Genomic DNA, 15699 nt, shown 5'->3' with positions numbered 1-15699 from the left:
CCCCCTACCTCCCCCACTTCCCCTACTTCTTCATCTTCCTCTCCCCGTTGTAGCAAGTGGCGTTCAAAAGAAACAACCAAGATGCTGCAAGCTTTGTAACGATTTGGTAATCGTAGCTTTATTTCCGCGCCCAGTGTACTAGTTAAAAGTTGAAAGTTACTGAAATAACTTCAGGCACTCTTGTCTTAAAACGCCTTTTGTTACCTTGATTTTTCTAACACTCTGAGCAATGACTTCTTCACATGATATGTTAATTTGAGATTGATTAACTGAAACTAAATCTTCAATAGAAGCGCCGTATATAATTTCTGATATACCTGTCCAAACACAAGCAGATGCACACATCGGACAAGGTTCACCAGTGGTATATATGATATAACCTTCTAAAGAAGGGTTCTTCAGTCGAGCAGTTAAACTGCGAATCACATTAATTTCTGCATGGGCAGAAGGGTCACTGTCTCGCTTCACTGTATTATGATTTCGGGCAATCACTTGGTTATCTTTGACAATGACAGCACCATATGGTGCATCTCCTTTTTTTGCTTCTTCCAATGCCAAACGCATAAAATTTTCTGGATTCATCATTAGCTTGGGACTGAAAAATTAGAATTTTCCAGAATATAGCATATTTAACAGTAACGTGTTTAACACTCATGACTGCTGAAGATTTTTTCTGTTGCTAAGCTAGTTTTTAGATTCACCATTACTCAGCATTCTTTGCTGAATTGGTTATAAGTGACTTGTGTAAATTATGTTATTGAACAAAGAAAAAACAGCATTTTACTTGAAGGATTTAGAGACACCAGTCGGTAAATTTGTGAATTTAACTATCGCTGGTTTAGTTTTGCTATCATCAGTTATCTTTGTTGCACAGACTTATAATATATCTGAAGAATTACGGTTATTTTTAGATTTAGTTGATAAGGCAATATTACTCATTTTTGCAGCCGAATATTTACTACGTCTCTGGAGTGAAGAAAATAAATTACAGTATCTTTTCAGTTTTTATTCAATCATTGATTTAATAGCTATTTTTCCATTTTTCTTGGGTATTGTTGATATCAGTTTTATTCGATTATTAAGATGGTTCAGAATTCTACGTTTAATTAGGTTTATAAATAAAAAAAGTTTGTTCGGTGTTAGTACAGAAGATAGTTTAATATCTGTACGAATATTATTTACATTATTTGCAATAATCTTTGTATACTCTGGTTTAATTTATCAAGTAGAGCATCCTGTTAATTCAAAAAACTTTGCTACTTTTTTAGATGCTTTTTATTTTTCTATAGTCACTATGACCACTGTTGGGTTTGGTGATGTGACTCCCGTTTCTGAACTAGGTCGTTTACTAACAGTCTTGATGATTTTAACAGGTATTGCTCTTATTCCTTGGCAAGTTGGTGATTTGATAAGGCGACTAGTCAAAACTGCAAATCAGGTGGAGACAATTTGTACTGGATGCGGTTTAGCATTTCATGATACAGATGCCAAATTCTGCAAAATTTGTGGAACGAAGTTGAAAAATAATTCGTAATTCATAATTGAGTTTTGTATGACAAAATCAAGTATTTGTAGTTACAAAAAATATAACTTCAGAAAGAAGTCTTTGTTTGTTATTTGACTTAGTGTTGGACTAAAATCATTAACTTTGTTACGTGACTTTCAAAAATGTACTTACTTCGTCTCGGCATTTACTTAGTGCCAATTACTGTCATCATGACTGCTGATAGTTTTGTATATTGTGCTGCAACAACTGAAGTTAACTTTTCAAGAGTGCAACCGCTTCAAACAAAGTTTCCAGAAGCACAATTACTTGCACGACACTTTTCAAAAGTTCAAAATCCGATTGTTCGGTTTTCTGAGGATACATATCCGCAAGTCAAACTACCTGAGATTATATCCTCACAAATTCAAGTTCAAGAAAATGAATATTTAACTATTATCACCTTGCCAGCAGATATTTTATTTGACTCTAGTAAGAATATGATTCGTCCAGATGCAGAGAATATCTTGCGTCAGGTTAGTCAAGCAATCAATAATCATTATCCTAACACTTGGTTACAAATACTAGGACATACTGACTCTAAAGGTAGTGAAAATGATAATCTAAAACTATCAGAGCAATGGGTATCAGCGGTGCAAAGCTGGTTGAATCAAAAAGGTGGCATAGACATATCTTTGATATCGAAAGAAGGTTATGGAGAAACTCAACCTGTTGCACGAAATAAAAAATCTGATAATTCGGATAACCCAGCAGGACGACAAAAAAATCGTCGTATTGAAATTGTTATCCAAAAGCTTGCAAGTCATCAGGTGTAATCGGCTTTTAGAAAGCAAACAAGCTGCTATTTGCTAGTTAACAGTAGTTATGTAGAAATTATGAGTTCAAAGTTGTATATTTGATATTTATCCTTCTTCAGAAAACAATGTGTCCGTAGTCACAAAAAACACCTATAGCTTTAGGAAGAAGTATTTTTTGATGAATTGTTTTACAATTTGACATAATTTGTCAAATCGGCTTTAATATTTATTACTAAAGGTAGATTCCAAAAAAATATTTTTATAGTAAATTGCCAGGACTCATTTTACTGTCTCACAAGCTTAAGCTTGATTGAGATTGTTTGCATCTGCTATTTTCATCCGCACTGTCAGGACTGCATCTACTGAACTGACCAATCAATTATCAATTATCAGTTATCAGTTATCAATTATCGATTTGATAATTGTTCATTGCTGATTGCTCATTGTTCATTGATAACTGTTCATTGTTCATTGATGTTGACTTGCCAATATTTTCCAATTCATGAGTGTGTTCCACTTGATGAAAGTGGCAAGATGACTCATGTTTTCTTTTCTATTTCATAAAGATTAAGAGTGAGGTTAACGAGATGTTCCAGGCAGATGTGGCGATAAGTGGTACTTACGATCCAGTTCTTGTTGCCCTCTCAATTGTGATAGCTGTTCTTGCTTCGTACACTGCTGTTGATTTGGCTGGGCAAGTAACAATAGCCCAAGCAAAAGCAAGACTAGTTTGGTTAATTGGCGGTGCAATTGTTATTGGAATTGGTATTTGGTCAATGCACTTTGTTGCTATGCTTGCCTTCAGTTTACCAATATCAATGGGCTATGACTGGTTGACTGTAGTGCTTTCTGTGCTGCCTGCGATTGTTGCCTCTGTTGGCGCACTTTTCCTTAGCAGTCGTCCAGTTTTAAATATGCGGCAATTGCTAATTGGTGGTGTGTTAATGGGCATTGGGATTGTGTCCATGCACTATATTGGTATGGCAGCAATGCGTATAGAAGCAACGACTCAGTATGATCCAGTACTGTTTATGATTTCTGTGGCGATCGCCATCGGTGGATCAATTGTAGGGCTGTGGATTGCCTTTCAACTGCGTTTGCAAAGAGGTAGAACTGGTAGACGACACAAGATTTCGAGTGCGTTCATCATGGCAACTGCGATCTCCGGGATGCATTACACGGGGATGGAAGCAGCTTCTTTTAAACCAACCAAAGTTGTTGGTGCAGCTGCAACCATGCAGAACCCTCTCCCTGGGGTAGCTATGGGCATCGGCCTTGGTACTGTGATGATCCTAAGTTTCACCCTGCTGACTTCCTTTGTGAATTGGCGAATAGTTACCCAAACAGCATTACTCAAACAGCAAGAAGCCCAACGTTTGCAGTTCTTCATGGATCTTACCCTGCGTATTCGGCGTTCTCTCAAGTTAGAGGATATTCTCAATACAACTATCAGTGAGGTTAGGAAAGCACTGAACATAGACGGTGTGATCATCTATCGCTTTAATTCTGATTGGAGTGGGACCATCATTGCAGAGTCAGTAGCAGACGGTTTGATGAAAACCTTTGGGAAAACAGTCTATGATCCGTTACACAAAGATGACATTGCAGTGTATAGAAATGGTCAAGTTCAGGTTAACAACAGCATTCATGAAGCAGATATTACAGGGCGTCACCTGAGGATTCTTGAAGACTTTCAAATCAAGGCGAATTTGATCGTACCTATTTTAGGTGAGCATCGGCTTTTGGGTTTATTGTGTGGTTACCAATGCTCTCAACCTCGGAATTGGCAGAAGTTAGAAATAGATTTATTCGAGCAATTAGCCATTCAAGTAGGCATTGGCTTAGAACAAGCAAATCTTTTGCATAAACTAAATACTGCACAGGAAATGCTGCAGATGTTTGAACGTGCGATCGCCACTACGAGTGATGCGATTGTGATTACAGATCCTCGTCAGCCAGACAATCCGATTATCTTTTGCAATCCCGCTTTTGAAACTATGACAGGCTATTCATCACAAGAAGTTCTGGGACGCAACTGTCGATTTCTACAAGGACCTGAAACTGATCCAAAGACGATTGAACAAATGCGTAACACGTTGCGACTAGAGCAAAAATGTCATGTTGTGATGAAAAATTACCGTAAGGACGGTACTCCATTCTGGTGTGAATTAAATATTTCTCCAACACGAGATGTCACGGGACTTGTGATAAATTTTGTTGAGGTGTACTCTGACATAACCTCACGCAAACAGGCGGAGGAAGAATTGAGGCTGACTAAAGAAGTCTTCCAACGTCAGCTGATCCAACTTATTTATGACGTTAGAGAAGTCAGCAAAGGTGACTTGACAGTTCGAGCCCAAATGACAACAGGTCAAATAGCAATAGTGGCTGAGTTGTTCAATACTATTATCGAAAGCTTGCGACAAATAGTTATTCCAGTCAAACAAGCGGCTACACAACTCAATATTTCTGTGGGAGAAAACTTTGATGTGATTCGTCAGTTTGCAGATCAAGCACTCCAACAGACTGAAGAAATGACATACATCCTTGAGTCGGTAGATCGAATGAATCTCTCCATTCAAGAAGTTGCTAATACTGCTTATCAAGCCGCACAAGTGACTCGTACCTCTGCCAATATTGCTTTTGCTGCAGGTGAAACAATGGAGGTGACTGCGACTCGTATCTTTGATTTGCAAAAGACAGTGACTAAAACAGCTAAAAACATACAACGTTTTAGCACATCATCCCAAGAGATTTCCAAATTTGTGGTCTTGATTCACGAAATTGGATTGCAGCTCAACTTGTTATCTATTAATGCCAGTCTTGAAGCTTCTCGCACAAGTGAAGAAAATCAAAGTTTTGTGGCTCAAGTCAATTGCTTAACAGCACTGTTAGTTCAAGCAACTCAAGAAATTGAACAGATTGCACAAAAGATTCAATCAGAAACTAACGCTGTCATCCAAGTGATACAACAGGGAACAGCTCAAATTGTGGAAGATGCTGAGCTAGTCAGAGACATTAAGCAAAGCATCAACAAGATTGTAAAAGTTTCTTGTCAAATTGACGAGTTAGTCCAGTCAATTTCTCATACAACAGTGTCTCAATCTCAAATTTCGCAGGCTGTCGCTCTCTCAATCAAGGAAATGACCAAAGCTTCAAAATTGACTGCTGATTCGTCTGGTGCTGTGTCAACATCTTTACAACAAACTGTAGAAGCGACCCAGCAATTACAAGCATCAGTTAGCGTGTTTAACACGTGACCAATCAATTGTCAGTTATCAATTATCAGTTATCAGTTATCAGTTACCAGTTTGAAGAAGAATTCAGAATCGGTGAATTCAGTATTCACCAAGGAAGAAATAAAGAATTCTGACTTCTGACTCGGTGACTCCTTCCCTGTGTACTGTGTACTGTGTACTGTTCATTATTCATTGATGTTGACTTCATCAGGATAACCTCCCAATTCTTTTTACCTAATAGCTAACTGTTGGGAATGCTCCCATTCTGTCAAGAGCAACCAGAATAACCTAACTTTCTTTTCAAGATTAAAATTCTGCTTACAACCAATTCTCTAAACTAATCCCTGGAACTCTCACCATATCAGAGTCATTAGAAACAAGAATTAAGCCACGTGTTATGGCTGTCGCTGCTATCAAAATATCAGCATCTTCCAGATGAGTACCTCTGCGCTTTAATTCCACATGAATTGCGCAGGCTCTCTCAATAATTTCTATATCATCAACAAATAAAACTTCATATTTTTGGAAGAACTGATTAAAATCAGCTAGCTGTCTCTTAGCATTTACAGCCAGAAGTCCTCTTTTGACTTCATAATAAGTTATGCAACTGATAAATACTTCTTCCCCTTGACCTGTCACCTCCCGTAATTTCTGATCGAAATCTGTTTTTTTCTTCAAAATATACGAAACAATATTCGTATCTAGAAGATAAGCCACCCTCTCTATCTCCCTTCTACCGCTGCATCAAAAATTTCTATCTCCTCTGGAGTCAAATCATTGAGTGTTCCTGAAACAGCCTCTAGCACAAGAATTTTATCAATTCGTTTTGTTAACTCTTTATCGCTAATAGCCCTTATGTCTTCAGGTGAAAATTTTCCAAAAAGGCTGACTAACATTTCAAGCATCTCATCTTTGTCTAACTTTACTTGATATAAGCTGTTACTTTGAAACAACTTGCCTACTATTGGTGATATACGGTTCATCAGTTCATATTTATAATTAGCAATATCGTACATAATATCCTCCTGTATTTTTTGTCTTACCTTAACTTTAACAACTCCTTTTCCTTATTTGCAAAGTGACGAGGTGCGTAACCATGATACGATTCATCACATAAAAAAGGTGGGCAACAAAGCCCACCTGAAAAGAAAGAGAATAGATATTCTGTTGCTAATTAACCCAATAATTGTTTCGCTTTGGCTAATACATTATCAACACTGAAACCAAATTTTTCCAGACAGACACCGCCAGGAGCTGAAGCACCAAAGCGATCAATACTAACAGTATCGCCTTCAGTACCGATGTACTTGTGCCAACCGAAACTAGCGGCAGCTTCTACAGACAAACGCTTGGTGACAGCTTTAGGCAGAATAGACTCTTTGTAAGCCGCATCCTGTGCTTCAAACAGTTCCCAGGAGGGTAGCGAGACAACACGGACTTTCTTGCCTTCGCTGGTGAGTTTTTCAGCTGCGGTTACGCAAAGGCTCAATTCGGAACCAGTACCAATTAGGATCAGCTCTGGCGTACCTTCGCTATCGACCACTGTGTATCCACCCTTTGTCACACCTTCAACTGATGTACCTGCCAAGTTCGGGACATTTTGACGGGTGAACGCCAACAGGGTGGGAGCGTTTTGCTTTGCTTTCTCAATCGCGACTTTGTAAGCGCCAGAGGTTTCGTTTCCGTCTGCGGGGCGAATCACCGTTAACTGGGGAATGGCTCGCAGGGAAGCTATTGTTTCAATGGGTTGGTGGGTTGGACCATCTTCGCCTTGTCCAATCGAGTCGTGAGTCATCACCCAAATCACGCCAGCTTGAGACAAAGCAGATAAGCGGATGGCTGCACGCATATAATCTGTGAAGACCAAGAAGGTAGCGCCGTAGGGAATTAATCCAGAACCATGCAGCGCTATACCGTTACAGATGGCTCCCATACCGTGTTCCCGTACACCAAAGTGGATGTTACGGTTTTGGTATTGTCCTTTCTGAAACTCGCCGAAGCCCTTAATTTCAGTCAGGTTAGAGTGGGTGAGGTCAGCTGAACCACCAATGAGTTCAGGGAAAACCGGTGCCAGTTTGTTGAGGCAGGTTTCCGAGTGTTTGCGGGTGGCGACTGCTTTGTCTTCTGGTTTGTAGGTGGGCAGAACTTTGTCCCAACCTTCGGGCAGTTTACCGCTGATGTAACGTTCAAATTCAGCCGCATCTTCGGCATATTTGCCTTTGTATGTATCAAAGGTTTTGTTCCATTCTGATTCGTAGTTGGCACCACGCTCAATAGCTTTGCGCCAGTGCTTCAAAGCATCTTCTGGAACGACAAAAGGCTCGTGTTCCCAACCCAGGTTTTCACGGGTGAGTTTCACTTCGTCGCCACCAAGGGCAGAACCGTGAACACCAGCGGTGTTTGCTTTGTTGGGCGAACCGTAACCAATGGTGGTTGTGACCTTAATAAAAGAAGGCTTATCGGTGACAGCTTTAGCTGCTTCAATTGCTTTAGCAATTCCTTCTAAATCGGTATTGCCATCTGGGACGTGTTGTACATGCCAACCGTAAGCTTCAAACCGTTTGGAAACATCTTCGGTGAATGCTATATCCGTAGAACCATCAATGGAGATGTGGTTGTCGTCGTACAGAGCGATAAGTTTACCTAATCCCAGGTGCCCCGCGTAAGAACAAGCTTCACCAGAAACGCCTTCCATGTTGCAGCCATCACCCAAAATGACGTAGGTGTAATGGTCAACAATCTTGGCATCGGGTTTGTTGAACTTTGCAGCAAGGTGTGCTTCTGCGATCGCCAAACCAACTCCGTTGGCAATTCCTTGCCCTAGAGGTCCTGTGGTAACTTCTACGCCAGCAGTCATGAAGTTTTCGGGGTGTCCGGGGGTTTTGGATTCCCACTGACGGAATTGCTTGATATCTTCAATGCTTACGCTGTCGTAGCCTGTGAGGTAAAGTAGGGCATACTGCAACATAGAGCCGTGTCCAGCAGACAGGACAAAGCGATCGCGGTTGAACCACGTGGGATTTTTGGGGTTAAACCGCAGAAAGCTATCCCATAGCACAAACGCCATCGGCGCTGCGCCCATTGGCAGTCCTGGGTGACCAGACTTTGCCTTTTCTACAGCATCAATTGCCAGAAAGCGAATTGAGTTAATACAAAGTTCTTCGAGGGTTTGGGTTGCAACAGCCATAATCAGATTGTTCTTTACGACGGGTTAGCACTGCTTGTTTGAGCATCACCACGGGGGTTGTTTATAAATCCCCTTTGGCAGTATCCTCATCATCCCATTGGTGCTTGTTGACGGACAAGCGGCAGATTTTGGGATTTTTGATCGAATGTGTGGATTCATTTTACGGGGGTTCTTCTCTATTATCGGTTGCTGAATCGACCGAATTCACGAGATTTTTGCCCGACACCTAAATGCAGACAATTGTTGAGTTTTATGCTTTTAGGTCAAATCCACCCATCTCAAATTTCCAACCCTAGACATACTTCCTAAAGGCTAGTGTGACATTATGACCGCCAAAACCAAAAGAATTGGATAGCGCTACCTCGACTTTTGCTTCCCGACTGGTGTTGGGGACATAATCCAAGTCGCACTGAGGATCTGGATTTTCTAGATTAATTGTTGGTGGAATTTTATCATTGGCGATCGCCAGTACTGTTGCGACTGCTTCAATCCCACCAGAACCACCTAACAAATGACCTGTCATTGATTTAGTCGAACTCACCGCCACTTTATAAGCATGATTACCTAAAGCTTTTTTCATCGCAGCAGTTTCTGTTGGATCATTGACTGGGGTACTCGTACCGTGTGCATTTATGTAGTTAATCTGTTCTGGTGTGAGTCCTGCGTCCTTGAGTGCCAATTGGATAGCTCTTGCTGCACCTTCGCCTCCGGGTATTGGAGAAGTCATATGGTAAGCGTCGCAAGTCATACCATAGCCAACAATTTCTGCATAAATTTTCGCTTTACGACTTAGGGCATGCTGTAACTCTTCTAAAATTAAGATACCTGCCCCTTCACCCATGACAAATCCGTCACGGTCTTTATCAAACGGGCGGCTTGCATGAGCGGGGTCATCATTACGAATAGAAAGTGTCTTGGCTGAAGCAAATCCAGCCAAAGCCAAGGGTGTAATCGCTGCCTCACTCCCCCCGCAAATCATTGCTTGGGCATATCCCCCTTGTATCAGGCGAAAAGCTTCCCCGATGGCGTTTGAGCCAGCGGCACAGGCGGTGACCAAGCAGGAATTTGGTCCTTTAGCACCAGTGTGAATTGCTGTCAATCCGGCTGCCATATTGGCTATCATCATCGGTATCATGAATGGACTACAGCGGTTTGGACCACGTTCGAGATAAACTGTTTGCTGGTCTTCTAGGACTTTAATGCCACCAACGCCAGAACCAATAATGACGCCTATTTGTTCTGCATTCAGATCGTTGATGATTAACTGCGCGTCTGCCAAAGCCTGTTTTGCCGCACAAACGCCAAATTGAGCAAATCGATCCATGCGTTTGGCTTCTTTACGATCCATATATTTGTGTGGATCGAAGTTTTTTACCTCACCAGCAATGCGACAATCATGACGAGACGCATCAAACAAGGTGATCTCACTAATGCCATTGCGTCCGTTTATCAGTCCTTCCCAATATTCGGCTGGTGTATTACCAATTGGTGTAATCGCGCCAACACCAGTGACAACAACGCGTTTACGTATAAAATCAGTCATGTCGATAGTTATGATGGCTCTTGATGAAAGCAGTTGTGGGAGGAGGGAGAATAAGGGGGAGAGTGGGAGCTAGTACCGCTTCCTTGGAATTCGCTGCCTACGGCACGCTACTAACACATTCAAAATTCAAAAAGCATATCTTAATCATAAACTTTTCGTAGATTTTGAATGACAGTTTTATTTGGATCACGCTGTAGTAGGAGAAAATTGGGAGGATGAGGAAGATTAGGAGATTGTGATACGCGCTCAGAGCAGTGTCTGAATCTCTTGCACTTTGCAGCGCTCTTCGTAGCGTGTCCTGGTGGACATAGACTTGGGGGTACCAAGCGTTGTCGCAAGTGGCATGCGACTGGTGAAACATTGAGGGAAATGCGGAGACGAAATATGTCCCCGTGTCCTCTATTGTTCGCCCGACTTCCTCCACTCCCCCTACTCCTATACCTTATTAGGCGGATGTGGCAACTTTATCGTTAATGTATTGCACAGCCTCTTGAACAGTTGTAATTTTTTCGGCGGCTTCATCAGGAATTTCGATGTCAAACTCTTCTTCCAAAGCCATAACAAGTTCAACAGTATCAAGGGAATCAGCTTGTAAATCGTTGGCAAAATGAGATTGTGGTGTGACATTTGCTGCATCAACGCTGAGTTGATCAACAACAATTTCTTTGACCTTTTCAAAAATTTCCGCTTCGCTCATAGATACAAAGTCCTCAACCAGTTGCTATAATCTGCTGTTTATAGGGGATATCTTTTTGGGCATATTCATCTTATCGGAAAGCGCGAGCACCCGTACACTCTTAAGAGATTTTATTTGCTGAAAATCTGTACCTCGTTCTATTGTCATTGTTTTAGATGGGACAACCACTCAAACGGCGACTGCACAGTATGGCATGCTACAACATAGTCGTATACGTCCTATTCACTGTAATCATCGATTCCGTTGAACAACTGTTCTTGAATTTTTAATGCTAACCCATACATTGAGATACGCGTATTTTCCAGGTTGTGTTGCTCAAGGAGCTTGTCGGGAACTTCACCAATCAACTGTTGCCCTAACTCAAGCGCTGGGCATTGAACTTGTTGAACTCAAAAAAGCTGCTTGCTGTGGTTCCGGCACGTTTAAAGAAGATTCCCAAATGTTGGAAGATACGGTTAATGCAAGGAACATTGCCCTGGCAGAAGAGTTAAATCTACCACTGCTAACCCATTGCAGCACATGTCAGGGTGTTATTGGTCATGTTGACGAGCACCTCAAAGAATGCCAGAAAACAAATCCAGCATACGTTGAACAGGTAAACAGCTTGCTGCAAAAAGAAAGCTGTGTACCCTATCGAGGAACGACAGAAGTCAAACACCTGCTCTATGCCTTAGTCACCGACTACAGTTTAGAGGAAATTCAAAAACGTGTCAGCCGTCAGTTAACTGGATTAAAATGTGCAGCTTTTTATGGCTGCTATCTTCTGCGTGCGCAAAAGTCCATGCCTTATGATGATCCCTTCCAACCAGAGGCGATGGAAAATGTCTTTCGCGCCGTAGGAGCAGAACCTATTTATTACAGAGGTCGTACGCAATGTTGCGGTTGGCCACTTTCTAGCTATGCCACGACTCAATCTTTTAAAATGGCTGGAATGCATATTCAAGAAGCCATAGATGCTGGTGCTGATTGTATAGTGACGCCTTGTCCTCTTTGTCACCTCAATCTGGATTCTCGTCAAAAGGAGGTAGAAAAAGTCATTGGACGGGAACTTGGTTTACCAATACTGCATTTACCGCAGCTGATTGCTTTAGCCGTTGGTGTCAGTCCGAAGACACTCGGTTTAGAACGGCATCTTGTCTCCACAAAACCAGTTTTGGAAAAATTGGGATTGACAAAGCTAAGGGTGTAGGGTAAGAGGGTGTAAGGGCTTCTCAACTTTGGGCGAGCGCGCCCTTCCACCTTATTCTTTCACATCTTCGCAGTTTGTATTCATCCAAACTGTAGATAAAGTCTCTATATCTACTTCTTTTCTCTCACCCGCTTCAATGTTTTTAAATAACACTGTAAACGCTCCTGCACCCAACCTATCTTGAGGAAACATTCGATAACAAGGTACAGAAGTTAAATGTGACTGATAAGTTTGCAAATGACCAATTTCAACGGCATGAAACTGAGGAAATCTTTCTAAAAACCATTCACAGACTTCCTCATTTTCTTCAGGAGAATAAGTACAAGTCATATAAGCAAGATATCCTTGCGGTGCAACAATAGAAGCAGAATTTGCTACAATCCTCTTTTGCCGATTGGCACTTTTGTTAATAGCAGTTGGATGAAAACATCCTGGTGCTTTTTCACCTTTAGCAAGTAAAGATTGCCCAGTACAAGGGGCATCTACTATCACTAAATCACTAGATAAAGGTATCATTTGGGCAAACAAACTAGAATCTTTCGTCACCACCGCACAGGGACTAACATGACAACGCTTTAAATTAGAAATTAACATTCCCAAGCGTTTACCAATGACTTCATTACTGATTAACAATTCAGGTTGTAAACTTTTCCAGGCAAAGACACTCTTTCCTCCTGGCGCAGCACACATGTCAAAAACTAACTTAACAGGACTAGGAATTGTTAACAAAATAGAAGCCGCAAACACAGAAGAAAAATCTAGACAATAAAAATACCCTTGTTTGTGCTGGGGATGTTGACCAGGTTTTTCTCCAAATGATAAACGGTCTATAAATTGTGGTTGCCAAATTGTTGGTGTTTCTACAGAAAAAGGAGAAGATTCAGGTTTTTCTTGACACCAAAGAATACAGGGTTGAAAAGATTTGGGATTTATTAAAGCCTCGACAAATCTCTCCTGCTTATCTGAATCTTCAAACAAACGGCGTGAAAGTTTAAGTAATAAATTAGAAGCTTTTTCAATCATCATGCCTATGTTGCCATGCTGCACCAAACGCCGCCCCAGCCCCAACAATCAAGCCAGTGCTCATTCCCTTTGCAGTTCTGGTCATTTGGTCTTGGGTTAGACATTCACTCGTAACTATGCTAGCTTCCAAACACGAATTTCCCTCTACCCAACTTGTGGTACCTCCCACAATCACACCAGCCAAACTACAGGAAACAACAAGGAGCAAAAGACGTTTTGTTTTTATGTCCTTAGGCAGTTGCATAAAATCTCGCAGATGGTTAAGTAAGTAGTCCACAATTACTTTACACATTCATGCAGTTCTTGTCAGCTGAGGTGTTCACTTTTTCTTGAGAGTAGGGGAGAAAATTGCTCCTTGTCCTTCTGTTTCCCCTACTCTGGTGCATATCACTCAATCCGCAAGCTAAAAGGTAAACGAGCGTATATACCCTGTGGATCGTTCATCTTCTGTAGGATTGCTAATTCCTGTTGGAGTTTTTGAAATTCACTCGTTAATGGATCCGGTACTTTAAGTTCTGCTTTATCTAGGCCTAAAACTGCTCGCACTTCTTCAGCGGCTTGTCCAAAGAAGCGTTCTTTGATATCACCTGCTTTGGGATATTCTTGCAATTCCCAATTATCTCCCAGATTTGCCTCAACAGCAGCGTATTTAACGGCTGCATCCAAACCACCAATTTCATCGACCAAACCTATTTTCTTCGCTGCTGCACCTGACCAAACTCGTCCTTGGGCGATTTCAGCGACTTTTTGCTTAGGAAGGTTACGACCTTGTGCGACTTTGTTGAGAAACAAATCGTAAATTCGGTTAACGTTACGCTGGTATATCGCTAATTCCTCCGGAGATTTGGGGCGAGCAACTGTTTGAGTATCAGCATAACGGGCAGTTTTGACTGAATCCCAAGTGATACCATTGTCATTTGCCACTTTTTGGATATTTAGTATCTGTCCAAACACACCTATCGAACCTGTAATTGTGTTAGGCTCAGCAAAAATGCGTTTAGAGTCTGTAGCAATCCAGTAACCACCAGAAGCGGCGACATCACCCATCGAGACGACAACAGGTTTTTGCTGACTCGTTAAGCGCACTTCTCTTTGTATGATTTCAGAACCTGTGACGCTTCCACCTGGACTGTTTATCCGCAGGACGACGGCTTTGATGTTTTTATCCTGTCGTAGCCGACGGAAGATTTTTGCAAAGCGATCGCCACCTACATCTGAAGCATTTCCTAAACCATCGACAATCTCACCCTCAGCATAAACTACCGCAATTTTATTTTGCGAGTCGCGTCCAACACCCAAAGACTTTCCAGAAACTCCCGCATATTCTTTAAGGCTGATTTGACGAAATGTTTTGTCTTCCTTGTCGCTTTTGGTCAACTGCTTAAGATCAGCAATCATTTCATCGAAATACGCTACTTTATCCACTAAGCGATTAGCTTTGGCTTGTTCTGCAAATAACAAAGCTTGATTATCTGCGATCGCCTGCAACTGTTGTGGATTTATTTTACGGCTTGCTCCTACCGTAGCACGCCATTCTCCCCAAACATCATTCAACAATTGCTGAGTTTGTGCGCGGTTTTCTGGACTCAGCTTTTTTAGTATAAATGGTTCAACAGCTCCTTTGAACTTGCCTACCCGTACAATCTGAACACCAACGCCGTACTTTTCTAAAGCACCAGCAAAAAACAAAGGCTGGCTACTCAAACCATTAATTTCCATTCCTCCCAACGGGTTCACCACGATGGTATCAGCCACAGAACTTAAGTAATATTCTCTTTCTCCCCAATTTACACCATATGCCACAATCTTTTTCCCAGCAGCTTTACACTTTTCCAACGCCTGACGCACTTCCTTAAGAGTGGCAAAGCCTGCAGTTCTACTTTCTGTACCGCCACTTGCATCTAAGTATATACCGACAATTCGTTTGTCACGCCGTGCTTTTTCTAAAGTTTCCAGAACTGTACGGAGTGACATTCTTTTATTTTCCTCACCTGATAATACTTCTTGAAGTAATTCATCAGCACTTGGTTTACCATCAGTAATGTTTGTAGACAAGTCAAAAACCAGCACTGATTCATCTTTCGCTACAGGCTCAGTATCTCTTGATGAAGCTACTGTAAACAGCAGCAATAACAGTCCAGTCGTTCCCAAACCGCAGAAAATGAACAGTCCCAGTAGACTTCCGAGTAGGCTAGCAAAAGTTTGTTTGAAAAAATTACGCATATTTTTTATTAGTCATTAGTCATTAGTCATTAGTCATTAGTCATTAGGTCATTAGTTATTAGTTATTGGTGCTTAGACTTAATGATTGAGGACTCATCACCCCAACAACTTAACAACTAAGGTTTTTATCTCTATTTTTATTTTATTGTTTGTAAATTTTTTAAACACTTTAGTTATTCTAGTGTACCGTTACCTGTACAAAATAGCACAATTATGGTTTCAGCCATTCACGCCTTAGCTAAAATGACCGAAAAAGAAAAGGATACAAGCCCCCAACTTATGGTATGGAGAATGTAA

General features: G+C 41.3%; 13 protein-coding genes. 4 read left to right on the top strand and 9 right to left on the bottom strand.

Going from position 1 to position 15699, the window contains the following annotated elements; all coding sequences use genetic code 11:
- Positions 1-156 precede the first annotated feature (156 nt).
- Entirely contained in the window at positions 157-582 is a 426-nt protein-coding gene (locus DP117_RS28325; protein ID WP_169221539.1) for a nucleoside deaminase, read from the bottom strand.
- A gap of 169 nt (positions 583-751) precedes the next feature.
- On the opposite strand from DP117_RS28325, the gene DP117_RS28320 reads away from it, so the two are divergent.
- The 3 genes from DP117_RS28320 (at position 752) to DP117_RS28310 (ending at position 5561) form a co-directional block, all read left to right on the top strand.
- On the top strand, positions 752-1534 hold the full coding sequence (locus DP117_RS28320; protein ID WP_169221536.1) for an ion transporter: 783 nt from the start codon (positions 752-754) through the stop codon (positions 1532-1534).
- A gap of 134 nt (positions 1535-1668) precedes the next feature.
- Positions 1669-2319, top strand: a complete 651-nt coding sequence (locus tag DP117_RS28315; protein WP_169221535.1) for an OmpA family protein — start codon at positions 1669-1671, stop codon at positions 2317-2319.
- 569 nt (positions 2320-2888) lie between these two features.
- Positions 2889-5561, top strand: a complete 2673-nt coding sequence (locus tag DP117_RS28310; RefSeq protein ID WP_169221534.1) for an MHYT domain-containing protein — start codon at positions 2889-2891, stop codon at positions 5559-5561.
- Between the two features lie 297 nt (positions 5562-5858).
- Here DP117_RS28310 and DP117_RS28305 read toward each other — a convergent pair whose 3' ends face one another.
- The 5 genes from DP117_RS28305 to acpP all read right to left on the bottom strand — a co-directional run bounded on the left by DP117_RS28305 (position 5859) and on the right by acpP (position 10967).
- Entirely contained in the window at positions 5859-6257 is a 399-nt protein-coding gene (locus DP117_RS28305) for a type II toxin-antitoxin system VapC family toxin (RefSeq protein ID WP_169221533.1), read from the bottom strand.
- 5 nt (positions 6258-6262) lie between these two features.
- On the bottom strand, positions 6263-6556 hold the full coding sequence (locus DP117_RS28300) for a hypothetical protein (RefSeq protein WP_169221532.1): 294 nt from the start codon (positions 6554-6556) through the stop codon (positions 6263-6265).
- A 158-nt stretch (positions 6557-6714) separates the two neighbouring features.
- The gene (gene tkt, locus DP117_RS28295; protein WP_169221531.1) at positions 6715-8727 is read right to left on the bottom strand and encodes a transketolase; all 2013 of its coding nucleotides are present in this window, start codon (positions 8725-8727) and stop codon (positions 6715-6717) included.
- Between the two features lie 292 nt (positions 8728-9019).
- Complete coding sequence (gene fabF / locus DP117_RS28290; protein WP_169221530.1) at positions 9020-10270, bottom strand: beta-ketoacyl-ACP synthase II; 1251 nt, start codon at positions 10268-10270, stop codon at positions 9020-9022.
- Between the two features lie 445 nt (positions 10271-10715).
- A complete protein-coding gene (gene acpP, locus DP117_RS28285) occupies positions 10716-10967 on the bottom strand; it encodes an acyl carrier protein (protein WP_169221529.1) in 252 nt (83 codons plus the stop codon).
- 268 nt (positions 10968-11235) lie between these two features.
- Between acpP and DP117_RS28280 the strand changes: the two genes are divergently transcribed.
- On the top strand, positions 11236-12156 hold the full coding sequence (locus DP117_RS28280) for a CoB--CoM heterodisulfide reductase iron-sulfur subunit B family protein (RefSeq protein WP_169221528.1): 921 nt from the start codon (positions 11236-11238) through the stop codon (positions 12154-12156).
- A gap of 51 nt (positions 12157-12207) precedes the next feature.
- On the opposite strand, the gene DP117_RS28275 is transcribed toward DP117_RS28280, so the two are convergent.
- From DP117_RS28275 to sppA, 3 genes are all read right to left on the bottom strand, one after another.
- Entirely contained in the window at positions 12208-13176 is a 969-nt protein-coding gene (locus DP117_RS28275; protein WP_169221538.1) for an RsmB/NOP family class I SAM-dependent RNA methyltransferase, read from the bottom strand.
- Positions 13172-13423, bottom strand: coding sequence for a hypothetical protein (locus DP117_RS28270; protein WP_169221537.1), 252 nt, complete (start codon positions 13421-13423; stop codon positions 13172-13174). The genes DP117_RS28275 and DP117_RS28270 overlap by 5 nt, the downstream gene beginning before the upstream one ends.
- A 143-nt stretch (positions 13424-13566) precedes the next feature.
- Complete coding sequence (sppA, locus tag DP117_RS28265; RefSeq protein WP_169221527.1) at positions 13567-15402, bottom strand: signal peptide peptidase SppA; 1836 nt, start codon at positions 15400-15402, stop codon at positions 13567-13569.
- Positions 15403-15699 lie beyond the last annotated feature (297 nt).

This window comes from Brasilonema sp. UFV-L1 (genome assembly GCF_012912105.1).
Taxonomy (GTDB): Bacteria; Cyanobacteriota; Cyanobacteriia; order Cyanobacteriales; family Nostocaceae; genus Brasilonema.
The sequence above is the reverse complement of the archived record's forward strand: the minus strand, read 5'-3'. Positions and strand labels throughout refer to the sequence as shown.